Source organism: Streptomyces glaucescens, from assembly GCF_000761215.1.
Lineage (GTDB): Bacteria > Actinomycetota > Actinomycetes > Streptomycetales > Streptomycetaceae > Streptomyces > Streptomyces glaucescens_B.
In genome coordinates this window covers 1,817,501-1,829,771 of the sequence record NZ_CP009438.1, presented here as the reverse complement: position 1 = coordinate 1,829,771, position 12,271 = coordinate 1,817,501, and the positions used below count along the sequence as shown (strand labels likewise).

The window sequence follows — 12,271 nt, the reverse complement described above, 5'->3', positions numbered from 1 at the left end:
CACCCGTCGTACGACGCCGAAGGGCGGCACCCCGTCAGGAGGGTGCCGCCCTTCGGCGCTACCGAGGTCCGCGCCGGCCTCAGTAGGCGCTGTTGACGTTGTCCATCGAGCCGTAGCGGTCGGCCGCGTAGTTGCAGGCGGCGGTGATGTTGGCGACCGGGTCGTAGATGTCCCAGGACGTGCCGGGGACGTGGTAGGCCTGGAAGGTCGGCGGGATGACCTGGAGCAGGCCCTTCGACGGGATGCCGTTCTGGGCGTTGATGTCCCAGTTGTTGATGGCCAGCGGGTTGCCCGAGGACTCCCGCATGATGTTGCGGTGGATGCCGCTGTAGGAGCCGGGGATGCCGTGCTTCTTCATGATCGCGAGCGATTCGCGGATCCAGCCGTCGAGGTTGTCCGGGTAGGTCTGCACGGCGGCCGGCTGGACGGCGACGCGCTTCACGGTGCGGCTCGCGGCGGCCTGCGCGGCACGCTCCCGAGCCGCCTCCTCGGCGGCCTGCTCCTTGGCGGCGTGCTCCGCGGCGGCCTTCTCGGCCGCCCGCGCCGCCTCCTCGGCGGCGGCCTTCTCCTTCGCCTCGGCCGCCGCCTTCAGCTTCGCGGCGGCGTCGGCGGCGGCCTTCCGCTTCGCCTCGATCGACTCCACCTTCACGCTCGCGCCGGCGAGCTGGTCGGTGACGGTGCCCTTGACGTCCTTGATGGGCTCGGAGCTGTAGGCCACCGCGGCCGCGGAACCGGCCTCGGTCGTGGTCGTGTGGCCGCCGGCCGGGACGAGCGAGAACGCGAGGCCGGCCGCGCCGAGGGCGGCGACACCGGTGAGCGCGATCTTGTGCGTCCTGGTCGGCACGCGACTGTGACCGGGGTTCTGGGTGTTCTTGGGCATGGCGGATGGACCTCTTCGAATAGCGCGGAGGTCGCTCTGCGTCCGGCGGGGAACGGGATCCTCCCGCACGAACGCCGCGGGCCCTGGACCCGCGGCGCTGAGCGACGGCAGCCATTCTTAGCGGCAGCAAAAACCCCAGGCAAAGATGTGACGTACGATGCCGGGTAGTGGATCACCTAGGGGCAAATCCGGACAGATTGGACCGTCTGTCCCGCTCATCCCGAGCGCCCTCACTCCTAGGCGCCTTCGTACGTGACCTGGGCCCTATGCGCGGGCTCACATCACCCGAGCCGCGGACTCACCCAAGGTTGCCCTCGCAACGCTCTGCGTGAGGGGCTTGTCCGGAAGGACGAGATGCACGTCCCCGAACTCGTGCCACAGGCACCGCCCGCGCACCGCCTCCTCGTACCCGCGCTCGACCGCGGCACGCCCCGCCACCGCCCGCAGCATCAGCAGATGCGAGGCCTCCGGCTCGTGCAGCCCGGTCAGCAGCCCGTCCACCCCCCGCACCCCCCGCTCCGGGGTGACCACCAGATCCGTCCACCCCGCACGCGCGCGCACGACCCCGCCGGCGTCCACCGCCGACTCCACCGCGCGCACCGCCGTCGTCCCCACGGCGATCACCCGGCCCCCGGCCGCGCGCGTCGCGTCGATCAGCCGCGCCGACGTCTCCGGCACCGCGAACCGCTCCGCGGCCGGCGGCTCGTGCGCCTCCGCCGACGCCACCCCCGCGTGCAGCACGACCGGCGCGAACCGCACCCCACGGCTCACCAGCTCCGTCACCATCCGGTGGGTGAAGGGCCGCGCCGCACTCGGCATCTCCGCGCTCCCCTCCCCGTCGGGCGACGGCAGCGCGAACACCGTCTGGTACGCGGACAACGGCTGATCCCGCTCCGTATAGGAGTAGCGAATGGGCCGCCCGTGCTCCCGCAGCACCGCGCGGACGTCCGCACCCTCCGCCCGTGCCCACCACAGCCGCCCGCCGCCCTCGCCCAGCGGCTCCTCCACCAGCAGCCGGGCACCCGCCGGAAGACACAGCACCGCTCCCGCCGGCCCGCCCGCACGCGCACGCGTGGTGCCCCGCCCGTCCGGCTCCCGCAGCTCCACCGCCCACCGGCCGTCGTCCCCCCGGGCGGAGAAGTGCACCACCACGCGCGCGTGCCCCAGCAGCCCGTCCACCGCCGCGGCCAGCGTCGGCGAGGTGTTCACCACCAGCAGGTCACCGGCCCGCAGCAGCCGGGGCAGCTCCCCGAACGCGTGGTGCGACACCCGCGTCCCGCGCGACACCAGCAGCCGTACGGCGTCCCGGTCCAGTCCCGGCCCCCGCTGCTCGGCCGGCACCCGCGCGGACAGCGCCTCGGGCACCCGCAGGGCCGGCGCCCTCATCGCGCACCCGCCGACAGCGCGGCCGCCGCGTACCGCCCGCTCGCCGGCCGCTCCTCCAGCAGCCGGAGGAACGCCGGCACCACGCGGGCCGGCTCGGGCCGCGGCGCGTCGTCGTCCGGTACGGCCGCCGCGTACAGGTCGGTCGCCATGTCCCCGGGGTCCACCGCCCACACCCGCAGCCCCGGCTCCTCCACGGCCAGCACCGCCGCCAGCCGGTCCAGGGCCGCCTTCGACGCCCCGTAACCGCCCCACGACCCGTACGCCTCCACGGCCGCGTCCGAGCTGACGACCACGACCGTGCCCGCCGCCGAGGCCCGCAGCAGCGGCAGCGCCTCCTGAACCAGGCCCAGCGCGGCCACCACGTTCACCTCCAGCGCCCGGCGCAGCCCGTCCGGGGCCAGCTCCTCCAGCCGCACCAGCGGCTCCGCGCCCAGCGCGCTCGCGTTGTGCACCAGCAGGTCCACCCCGCCCAGCCGCCAGGCCTCCGCCACCAGCCGCGCGCGGTGCCCGGCGTCCGTGACGTCCCCCGGCAGGGCCGTCACCCGCGCCCCGAGCCCGGCGAGCGCCGCCGCCGTCTCCTCCAGCGCCCGCGCGCCGCGGGCGTCCAGCACCAGATCCCAGCCGCGCCCGGCCAGCGCCTCGGCGAGCGCCCGCCCCAGCCCCTTCGACGCCCCCGTGATGACCGCCACCGGCATGATCCACGTCCCCTCGTCTGCGGGGGTGGCCGCGCACCGCGTCCACCCCCCGCCGCCGTCCCTCGGCGTGGCCCCACCGTAGGAACCGGACCGCCCCCCGCACCTCGGACGCGGGCCGCACACCGGCGGGGCCCTTCGTCCTGCACCGCGGGCCCGCGACCTCCGCCCTAGGCCCCGGGGACCAGACCACCGCGGTCACCGGTCGGATCCGCGCTGTCACACCCCGCCGGTAGCGTGGAGTCATGAGTCAAGGCCCCCGGTCCGGCCTCGCCGCGGTCAGTTCCGCGCTGCTGGCCATGAGCAGGCACCTGGAGGTGCGCGACGTCCTCAAGACGATCGTCGCCTCCGCCCGCGAGTTGCTCGACGCGCAGTACGCGGCCCTCGGTGTGCCCGACGACCACGGCGGCTTCGCCCAGTTCGTGGTCGACGGCGTCAGCGAGGAGCAGTGGAAGGCCATCGGCCCCCTGCCGCGCCAGCACGGCATCCTCGCCTCGATGCTCCACGAGGCCCGCGCCGAACGCCTCGCCGACGTGCGCAAGGACCCCCGCTTCGAGGGCTGGCCGTCCGCCCACCCGGAGCTGGCCGACTTCCTGGGCCTGCCCATCCGCGACGGCGACGAGATCATCGGCGCCCTCTTCCTGGCCAACAAGAACTGTGCGCGCCCGGACGGCGCGTGCGGCTTCACCGAGGACGACGAGGAACTCCTCGCCATCCTCGCCCAGCACGCGGCCATCGCCCTCACCAACGCCCGGCTCTACGAGCGCAGCCGCGAGCTGACCATCGCCGAGGAGCGTTCCCGCCTCGCCCACGAGCTGCACGACGCCGTCAGCCAGAAGCTGTTCTCGCTGCGCCTGACCGCCCAGGCGGCCGCCGCCCTCGTCGACCGCGACCCGGGCCGCGCCAAGGGCGAACTCCAGCAGGTCGCCGCGCTCGCCGCCGAAGCCGCCGACGAGCTGCGCGCCGCCGTCGTCGAACTGCGCCCCGCCGCCCTCGACGAGGACGGCCTGGTCGCCACCCTGCGCACCCAGATCCAGGTCCTGGACCGCGCCCACAGCGCACGCGTCACCTTCGACAGCCGCGGGGTGCGGGCGCTGCCCGCCGCCCAGGAGGAGGCCCTGCTGCGGGTCGCCCAGGAAGCCCTGCACAACGCGCTGCGGCACTCCGGTGCCGGCCACGTCGACGTCTCCCTGCACAAGCGCGGCGGCGGCGCGGTCCTGCGCGTCACGGACGACGGCAGCGGCTTCGACCCGCGCGGGGTGCGCCGCGCGGGCCGCCACCTCGGCCTGGTCTCCATGCGGGACCGGGCGAGCGGCGTCGGCGGCAGACTGACCGTGGAGTCGGCGCCCGGCAAGGGCACCACGATCGAGATGGAGGTCCCCGGTGGCTGACGCAATCAAGGTGCTGCTCGTCGACGACCACCAGGTGGTCCGCCGGGGCCTGCGCACCTTCCTGGAGGTGCAGGACGACATAGAGGTCGTCGGCGAGGCAGCCGACGGCGCGGAGGGCGTCGAGCGCGCCGAGGAACTGCGACCCGACGTCGTGCTCATGGACGTCAAGATGCCGGGCATGGACGGCGTCGAGGCGCTGCGCAGACTGCGGGAACTGGACAACCCCGCGCGCGTGCTGATCGTCACCAGCTTCACCGAGCAGCGCACGGTGGTCCCGGCCCTGCGCGCCGGCGCCGCAGGGTACGTCTACAAGGACGTGGATCCCGACGCCCTCGCCGGTGCCATCCGCTCGGTGCACGCCGGGCACATCCTGCTCCAGCCGGAGGTGGCGGGCGCCCTGCTGTCCCAGGAGGACGCGGCCTCCGGCCAGGGCAGAGCCGGGTCGCTCACCGAGCGGGAGCGCGAGGTGCTGGGCCTGATCGCCGACGGCCGCTCCAACCGGGAGATCGCACGGGCCCTGGTGCTCTCCGAGAAGACCGTCAAGACCCACGTCTCCAACATCCTGATGAAGCTGGACCTGGCCGACCGCACCCAGGCCGCCCTGTGGGCCGTCCGCCACGGCCTCACGGGCTGAACAGCCCCGAGCGCGGCGCCGCGAACGCCGGCGGGGAATCGCCGACGACCGACGCGTCCTTGTCCGGTGCCGGTCCCCGTCTCCCGCCCGTCTCCGCCCTGTGGCATGTCGCCCGCCCGGCATCGAGCCCTGCCGGCGCCCCGCTCACGGGCACCTTGCCCTACCGGCGCGCCGCCCAGCGAACATCCAGCTCACCGGCCCCCAGCTCACCGAGCACCCCGTCACCGGGCCCCCAGCTCACCGGCACCCCGCTCACCGGCACCCCGCTCACCGGCACCGTGCCCCGCCGGCGCGGCGGCCTGGGCGCCCCACCGGCCCCACGCACCGCCCGCTCAGCGCGTCCCGCGCTCCCGCTCCTCCACCATCGCGTTGTACGCCGCGACCTGTGCCCGCCGCGCCGTCCGCTCCACCGGCCGCAGCGCCTGCGCCCGAGCGGCCATCTCCGCGGCGCTCACCGCGCCCCCGTGCCCGTTCTCGGACGCCACCGCGATCAGCGCGCCGATCCGCTGCGCCAGCTCCAGCACCCGCACCGCCCGCGGCGGGTACCCCGGCGCCAGCACCTCCCGCCCCCGCTCGGCGCGCGCCCGGTACGCGTCGACGGCCGCCTCGGCGACCGGCCCCGAAGCGGCCACGTCCAGCCGCGTCAGGACCTCCGTCGCCTCCCGCAGCGCCTCCGCCAGCTCCCGCTCCGCCTCGCCCAGCGAGGGCACGTCGGCCGGCGGCGCCTCCCGCACCGGCAGACAGTGCCAGACGACCTCCACGTGCAGATCGCCCTCGGGTCCCGCCTCGGACACCTCCGGCACCATCCCCAGCGCGGCGCCGTGACAGATCACCGCCTCCTCGGCGTCCAGCGCCCGCGCGTTGAACTCCGGCGGTCCGCTCAGCCCCAGCGGATGCCCCGGCGCCGGCAGCGCGACCCGCAGGCCCGTGGCCCCCAGCGCCCGCAGCCGCCCCAGCGCCAGCGTGAGCCCCACGGGCGCCGGCTCTCCCGGCAGCCCCGCCACCCGATGGACGGCATCGTCCCCGACGACGGCGAGCGCGGCGTCATCCGGTGAGACAAGTCCGGCAAGAAGGGCATTTCCCCAAGCGGCGAGGCGTCCAGAGCGCGGTTCCGTGAGCATGCCCCCACCCTAAGGACCAGACCGAGGGAATGTCCGGGTCGACCGGTGGCGTAGATTTCATGGAGGGCTGCGCCCACCGGCGCGACCGACCGAGCCACAGGCGTACGCGACAGCCGAGACCGGCGACACTGCAAGGGGAGACAACGCGCTCATGAGCGATGTTCTGGAGCTTCAGGACGTATCCGTGGTCCGGGAGGGCCGGGCTCTGGTGGACCAGGTCTCCTGGTCGGTCAAGGAGGGCGAGCGCTGGGTCATCCTCGGCCCGAACGGCGCCGGCAAGACCACCCTCCTCAACGTCGCCTCGAGCTACCTCTACCCCAGCACGGGCACCGCCACCATCCTCGGCGAGACCCTCGGCAGGCCCGGCACCGACGTCTTCGAACTGCGCCCCCGCATCGGCATGGCCGGCATCGCCATGGCCGACAAGCTCCCCAAGCGCCAGACCGTCCTGCAGACCGTGCTCACCGCCGCCTACGGCATGACGGCCGCCTGGCAGGAGGAGTACGAGGACGTCGACGAGCAGCGCGCCCGCGCCTTCCTCGACCGCCTCGGCATGTCCGACTACCTGGACCGCAAGTTCGGCACCCTGTCCGAGGGCGAGCGCAAGCGCACCCTCATCGCCCGCGCCCTGATGACCGACCCCGAGCTGCTGCTCCTCGACGAGCCCGCCGCCGGCCTCGACCTCGGCGGCCGCGAGGACCTGGTCCGCCGCCTCGGCCGGCTCGCCCGCGACCCGATCGCCCCCTCGATGCTCATGGTCACCCACCACGTCGAGGAGATCGCCCCCGGCTTCACCCACGTCCTCATGATCCGCCAGGGCAAGGTGCTCGCCGCGGGCCCCCTGGAGCTCGAACTCACCTCCCGCAACCTCTCCCTCTGCTTCGGCCTCCCGCTCGTCGTCGAGCAGGTCGGCGACCGCTGGACCGCCCAGGGCCTGCCGCTCGCCTGACCTCCGCGTCACCCGCCGGGCCGCACCGCCAACACCGCCACCGGCAGGGCGCGTTCCGGGGATCGCGCCCTGTCGGCGGCGGGACCCGCGGACCTACCATGGCCGTGTGAACGACATCGACGCATGGGTGTGGTGGCTCGTCGGCGCGGCAGCGCTCGGGATCGGGCTCGTGGTGACCGCCATGCCCGAGCTGGGCATGCTCGCGGCGGCCGGTGTCGCCGCAGCCGTCGCCGCCGCCCTCGGCGGCGACATCGTGGTCCAGGTACTCGTCTTCGTCGCGGTCTCGGTCGCCCTCGTGGCGGTGGTACGCCCCATCGCGGCCCGGCACCGCTCCCAGCGGCCCCAACTCGTCAGCGGCATCGACGCGTTGAAGGGCAGACAAGCCGTCGTCCTGGAACGCGTCGACGCCTCCGGCGGACGCATCAAGCTCGCGGGAGAGGTCTGGTCGGCCCGGGCCCTCGACACCGGCCGCGCCTACGAGGTCGGCCAGGAGGTCGACGTCGTGGACATCGAAGGGGCCACGGCGATCGTCATGTGACCTCGTATGACGCAACTCGACCGAACAGCCCCCGAGTCGGGTGACGGTCTGCGAGACTCGACCAGCAAGATCTTCTCAACCATAAGATCTTCCACAAGCCGAGGCGGAGAAGGGTACGGGGAAGCGACGATGGAACCGATCATCATCGTCCTGATCATTCTGGTGGTGTTGGTCTTCATCGCCCTGATCAAGACGATCCAAGTCATCCCACAGGCCAGCGCGGCCATCGTCGAGCGCTTCGGCCGCTACACACGGACCCTCAACGCGGGCCTCAACATCGTCGTCCCGTTCATCGACACCATCCGCAACCGCATCGACCTGCGCGAACAGGTCGTGCCGTTCCCGCCGCAGCCGGTGATCACCCAGGACAACCTGGTCGTCAACATCGACACGGTCATCTACTACCAGGTCACCGACGCGCGCGCCGCCACCTACGAGGTCGCCAGCTACATCCAGGCGATCGAGCAGCTCACCGTCACCACGCTGCGCAACATCATCGGCGGCATGGACCTGGAGCGCACCCTGACCTCCCGCGAGGAGATCAACGCGGCGCTGCGCGGCGTCCTCGACGAGGCCACCGGCAAGTGGGGCATCCGCGTCAACCGCGTCGAGCTCAAGGCGATCGAGCCGCCCACCTCCATCCAGGACTCGATGGAGAAGCAGATGCGTGCCGACCGCGACAAGCGCGCCGCGATCCTCCAGGCCGAGGGTGTCCGCCAGTCGGAGATCCTGCGCGCCGAGGGCGAGAAGCAGTCCCAGATCCTGCGCGCCGAGGGTGAGGCGAAGGCCGCGGCCCTGCGCGCCGAGGGCGAGGCCCAGGCCGTCCGCACGGTCTTCGAGGCCATCCACGCCGGCGACCCGGACCAGAAGCTGCTCAGCTACCAGTACCTCCAGATGCTCCCGAAGATCGCCGAAGGCGACGCCAACAAGCTCTGGATCGTCCCCAGCGAGATCGGCGACGCCCTCAAGGGCCTGTCCGGCGCCATGGGCAACTTCGGCGGGCTCGGCGGCGGTTCGGGCACCGGCGGGGCCAACGGCACCTCCACCCAGGACCGCCGCGAGAAGCCGACCCTCGACTGACAGCACCGCGGCACCGCACGCACAACGGTTCCCCGCACCCCGTCAGGGGCGCGGGGAACCGCGCGACGGGCCACGGACGACCCGCGGCCCCTACGCTCTACGCCGCATCCAGCGCCAGCCACTCGGGCAGCGCCTCGAACTCGTCCCGTCCCAGGGCCAGCAGCATCGCATCCGCAGGCGACGGCTCGAACGGCTTGGCGAGCAACGGCATGCCCGCCTGCTCCGGAGTCCGGTCCGCCTTGCGGTGATTGTCCTCCGCACACGAGGCGACCGTGTTGAGCCAGGTGTCCCCGCCCCCCTGCGACCGCGGCACCACGTGGTCCACGGTCGTCGCCCGCCCGCCGCAGTACGCGCACCGGTGCCGGTCCCGCGCCAGCACGCCCCGCCTCGACCACGCCGCTTGTCTTCGGAACGGCACCCTCACGTACCTGCACAGCCGGATCACCCGGGGCGCCGGTATGTCGACCTCCGCTCCCCGCATCCGCAGTTCGGGGTGGGCCTGCTCGACGACGGCCTTGTCCTGGAGCACCAGAACGACGGCTCGGTTCAGCGTCACCGTCGACAGCGGCTCGAAGCTCGCGTTCAGCACCAGCGTGTCACGCATACCAGCCCACCTCCCGTGTGCACCGGCCCACCCCTCGGCGGGCTGGATCAACTCTGGCCGGGCCCGCCGAGATGGACAACGCAATAAAAATGCCCGCCCCTGGTCACTTCCATGACCAGCGGCGGGCAAACGCCCGGTGAACCTCAGGCTTCGGCGGGCACCTCGTACTCACCGATCAGCTGGGCCCGCGCCAGGGTGTGGAACCGCAGGTTGAAGCCGACCACGGCAGGACTGGCGTCCGCGTCCGGACCGAGCTTCTCCCGGTCCACCGCGTACACCGTGAACACGTACCGGTGCGGCCCGTCCCCGGGCGGCGGCGCGGCACCGCCGAAGTCCTTCGTGCCGTAGTCGTTGCGCGCGTGCACGGCACCCTCGGGCAGTCCCTCGAACTTGCCGCTGCCGGCACCCGCGGGCAGCTCGGTCACCGAGGCCGGGATGTCGAACACCACCCAGTGCCAGAATCCGCTGCCGGTCGGAGCGTCCGGGTCGTAGCAGGTCACGGCGAAGCTCTCGGTCCCGTCCGGGAAGCCCTCCCACCGCAGCTGCGGCGAGGTGTTGCCCTTCGCGTGGACCTGGGCGTCCTTCAGCGTGGCGCCCTCCTCGACGTCGTCGCTGGTCACCGTGAAGGACGGCACGGGCGGGTGGAAGTCGTGGGGGAGAGGCCGCCGCTTGAGCTCGGTCACCTCGGTACCTCCTGATCGTTGCGGTCCGTGGGTACCGAGACTAGAACCAGCTCCGCTTGGAACCGACCTCGGACAGCCACTGGTTGAGGTACGCCGCCCAGTCGGTCGCCTGATAGTCGTTCAGTCCCACCTGGAACGACCGGAACGTGTCGCTGCCCTCGCTGAACATGCCCGGCTTCTTGTCCATCTCCAGGACGACGTCCATCGCGTTCTGATCGGCCACGAAGCTCAGCTCGACCTGGTTCAGCCCCCGGTACTGCTGCGGCGGCAGGAACTCGATCTCCTGGTAGAACGGCAGCTTCTGCCGGGTGCCCCGGATGTGACCGCGCTCCATGTCCGCGTTCTTGAAGCGGAAACCGAGCTGGATGAACGCGTCCAGGATCGCCTTCTGCGCCGGCAGCGGGTGCACGTTGATCGGGTCCAGGTCACCGGAGTCCACGGCCCGCGCGATCTCCAGCTCGGTCGTCACCCCGATGTCCATGCCGCGCAGCGCCTGACCGTCGATCATCGTGATCGGCGTCTCCCACGGGATGTCCAGCGTGAACGGCACCGCGTGCACCGCGTTCGCCTGGAGCTCGAAGGCGCCACCGAGCCGCACCTTGGTGAATTCGATGTCCTGCTTGTACTCGGTGTCCTGGCCCTCGACCTCGACCCGGGCCTGCAGCCCCACCGACAGCGCCTCGATCTGCTGGTTGACGGACCCGCCCTGGATCCGCACCTCGCCCTGGACGACACCGCCCGGCACCACGTTGACCTCGGTCAGCACCGTCTCGACGGACGCCCCGCCGGCACCCAGGCTCGCGAGCAGCTTCTTGAACGGCATGACTCTCCCTCTAGCGAGTGGACCCTTGATCCCTACAAACGCGATCCGGCGGCCCCCGGTTCCGCGCCCTCCCCCTGCACTACCCTCGGACGGCATGATCGCGACCCCCGACCGTACGCCCCTGCCCCGAGAGTTCTTCGACCGACCCGTCCTCGAGGTCGCCCCGGAACTCCTGGGACGCATCCTCGTACGCACCACCCCGGACGGTCCGATCGCCCTGCGCCTGACCGAGGTCGAGGCCTACGACGGCCAGAACGACCCGGGTTCCCACGCCTACCGGGGCCGCACCCCCCGCAACGCCGTGATGTTCGGCGCGCCCGGCCACGTGTACGTCTACTTCACCTACGGCATGTGGCACTGCATGAACCTCGTGTGCGGACCGGAAGGCCGAGCCGCCGCCGTGCTGCTCCGCGCGGGGGAGATCATCGAGGGTGCCGAGCTGGCGCGCACCCGTCGACTCTCGGCCCGGAACGACAAGGAACTGGCCAAAGGCCCGGCCCGCCTGGCCACGGCCCTCGACGTGGACCGCGCCCAGGACGGCGTCGACGCCTGCACCGCCGGCGACACCCCGCTTCGCATGCTGACCGGCACGCCCGTCCCCTCCGACCAGGTACGCAACGGTCCGCGCACCGGGGTCTCCGGAGAGGGCGCCGTGCACCCCTGGCGCTTCTGGGTCGCCGACGACCCGACCGTGAGCCCCTACCGGGCCCATGTCCCCCGCCGGCGACGCACTTGACTCTGCTCGCGCGAGTCCGTAACGTGGCCCGAGCCGCTGAACCGGGTACTGCCATCACAGCAGCCGGAGCGGACAACCCACTACTTGCGACATCCCCTCGGCGGGGGTGAATTCCGACGTGTCCGCACGTCTGAATTCAGAACCGCGGAAGCCCGATTATGAGCTGGCGAGGGAATGGGCTAACGTAGTGAATGTCGAAAGGCCGCAGGGCGAAAGCCCGAAGCCCGAGACGTCCCGCCGACAGGGAATCGGATCGAGAAAATGATCTGATAGAGTCGGAAACGCAAGACCGAAGGGAAGCGCCCGGAGGAAAGCCCGAGAGGGTGAGTACGAAGGAAGCGTCCGTTCCTTGAGAACTCAACAGCGTGCCAAAAGTCAACGCCAGATATGTTGATACCCCGTCCATCGGACAACCGATGGTCGAGGTTCCTTTGAAAAAACACAGCGAGGACGCTGTGTGCGAGGGGACTATTCCTCCTCTCGCACCGCTCTCGTGGTGTCGACCGGATTACCGGTAAACATTCACGGAGAGTTTGATCCTGGCTCAGGACGAACGCTGGCGGCGTGCTTAACACATGCAAGTCGAACGATGAACCACTTCGGTGGGGATTAGTGGCGAACGGGTGAGTAACACGTGGGCAATCTGCCCTGCACTCTGGGACAAGCCCTGGAAACGGGGTCTAATACCGGATACTGATTGTCTTGGGCATCCTTGATGATCGAAAGCTCCGGCGGTGCAGGATGAGCCCGCGGC

The 12,271-nt window shown here is 71.9% G+C and carries 13 protein-coding genes and 1 rRNA gene (1 of these 14 only partly in view); 7 read left to right on the top strand and 7 right to left on the bottom strand.

All coding sequences use genetic code 11. The annotated features are described in order from the left end of the window. Positions 1 to 79: 79 nt before the first annotated feature. The 3 genes from SGLAU_RS07875 to SGLAU_RS07865 all read right to left on the bottom strand — a co-directional run bounded on the left by SGLAU_RS07875 (position 80) and on the right by SGLAU_RS07865 (position 2,961). Entirely contained in the window at positions 80 to 880 is an 801-nt protein-coding gene (locus SGLAU_RS07875; RefSeq protein ID WP_043499581.1) for a transglycosylase SLT domain-containing protein, read from the bottom strand. Positions 881 to 1,156: 276 nt separating this feature from the next. Beyond that, positions 1,157 to 2,266, bottom strand: a complete 1,110-nt coding sequence (locus SGLAU_RS07870) for an S-adenosylmethionine:tRNA ribosyltransferase-isomerase (protein WP_107408962.1) — start codon at positions 2,264 to 2,266, stop codon at positions 1,157 to 1,159. Continuing rightward, on the bottom strand, positions 2,263 to 2,961 hold the full coding sequence (locus SGLAU_RS07865; RefSeq protein ID WP_043499579.1) for an SDR family NAD(P)-dependent oxidoreductase: 699 nt from the start codon (positions 2,959 to 2,961) through the stop codon (positions 2,263 to 2,265). Before SGLAU_RS07865 ends, SGLAU_RS07870 begins: the two co-directional genes overlap by 4 nt. 242 nt (positions 2,962 to 3,203) lie before the next feature. Here SGLAU_RS07865 and SGLAU_RS07860 point away from each other — a divergent pair, with 242 nt between their 5' ends. Next, entirely contained in the window at positions 3,204 to 4,349 is a 1,146-nt protein-coding gene (locus SGLAU_RS07860; RefSeq protein ID WP_043499578.1) for a GAF domain-containing sensor histidine kinase, read from the top strand. Continuing rightward, positions 4,342 to 4,983 carry a response regulator gene (locus SGLAU_RS07855; protein ID WP_043499577.1) on the top strand — a complete coding sequence of 214 codons (642 nt, stop codon included), beginning with the start codon at positions 4,342 to 4,344 and terminating at the stop codon, positions 4,981 to 4,983. Before SGLAU_RS07860 ends, SGLAU_RS07855 begins: the two co-directional genes overlap by 8 nt. Positions 4,984 to 5,315: 332 nt before the next feature. On the opposite strand, the gene SGLAU_RS07850 is transcribed toward SGLAU_RS07855, so the two are convergent. Continuing rightward, positions 5,316 to 6,104 carry a hypothetical protein gene (locus tag SGLAU_RS07850; protein ID WP_043499575.1) on the bottom strand — a complete coding sequence of 263 codons (789 nt, stop codon included), beginning with the start codon at positions 6,102 to 6,104 and terminating at the stop codon, positions 5,316 to 5,318. A gap of 151 nt (positions 6,105 to 6,255) precedes the next feature. Between SGLAU_RS07850 and SGLAU_RS07845 the strand changes: the two genes are divergently transcribed. The 3 genes from SGLAU_RS07845 (at position 6,256) to SGLAU_RS07835 (ending at position 8,671) form a co-directional block, all read left to right on the top strand. After that, positions 6,256 to 7,053, top strand: coding sequence for an ABC transporter ATP-binding protein (locus SGLAU_RS07845; RefSeq protein ID WP_043499573.1), 798 nt, complete (start codon positions 6,256 to 6,258; stop codon positions 7,051 to 7,053). Between the two features lie 106 nt (positions 7,054 to 7,159). Next, positions 7,160 to 7,591, top strand: a complete 432-nt coding sequence (locus tag SGLAU_RS07840) for an NfeD family protein (RefSeq protein ID WP_043499571.1) — start codon at positions 7,160 to 7,162, stop codon at positions 7,589 to 7,591. A 129-nt stretch (positions 7,592 to 7,720) separates the two neighbouring features. After that, positions 7,721 to 8,671 carry an SPFH domain-containing protein gene (locus SGLAU_RS07835; protein ID WP_043499568.1) on the top strand — a complete coding sequence of 317 codons (951 nt, stop codon included), beginning with the start codon at positions 7,721 to 7,723 and terminating at the stop codon, positions 8,669 to 8,671. 97 nt (positions 8,672 to 8,768) lie between these two features. Here the strand turns inward: SGLAU_RS07835 and SGLAU_RS07830 are convergent, their stop codons facing one another. From SGLAU_RS07830 to SGLAU_RS07820, 3 genes are all read right to left on the bottom strand, one after another. After that, the gene (locus SGLAU_RS07830) at positions 8,769 to 9,275 is read right to left on the bottom strand and encodes an HNH endonuclease (RefSeq protein ID WP_043499565.1); all 507 of its coding nucleotides are present in this window, start codon (positions 9,273 to 9,275) and stop codon (positions 8,769 to 8,771) included. Positions 9,276 to 9,418: 143 nt separating this feature from the next. After that, the gene (locus SGLAU_RS07825; protein ID WP_043499563.1) at positions 9,419 to 9,958 is read right to left on the bottom strand and encodes a YbhB/YbcL family Raf kinase inhibitor-like protein; all 540 of its coding nucleotides are present in this window, start codon (positions 9,956 to 9,958) and stop codon (positions 9,419 to 9,421) included. Positions 9,959 to 9,998: 40 nt separating this feature from the next. Beyond that, a complete protein-coding gene (locus tag SGLAU_RS07820; protein WP_043499561.1) occupies positions 9,999 to 10,781 on the bottom strand; it encodes a sporulation protein in 783 nt (260 codons plus the stop codon). Between the two features lie 94 nt (positions 10,782 to 10,875). On the opposite strand from SGLAU_RS07820, the gene SGLAU_RS07815 reads away from it, so the two are divergent. Both SGLAU_RS07815 and SGLAU_RS07810 read left to right on the top strand, forming a co-directional pair. Beyond that, entirely contained in the window at positions 10,876 to 11,517 is a 642-nt protein-coding gene (locus SGLAU_RS07815; protein WP_043499559.1) for a DNA-3-methyladenine glycosylase, read from the top strand. A gap of 521 nt (positions 11,518 to 12,038) precedes the next feature. Further along, positions 12,039 to 12,271, top strand: a 16S ribosomal RNA gene (locus SGLAU_RS07810); it runs 1,293 nt beyond the window's last position.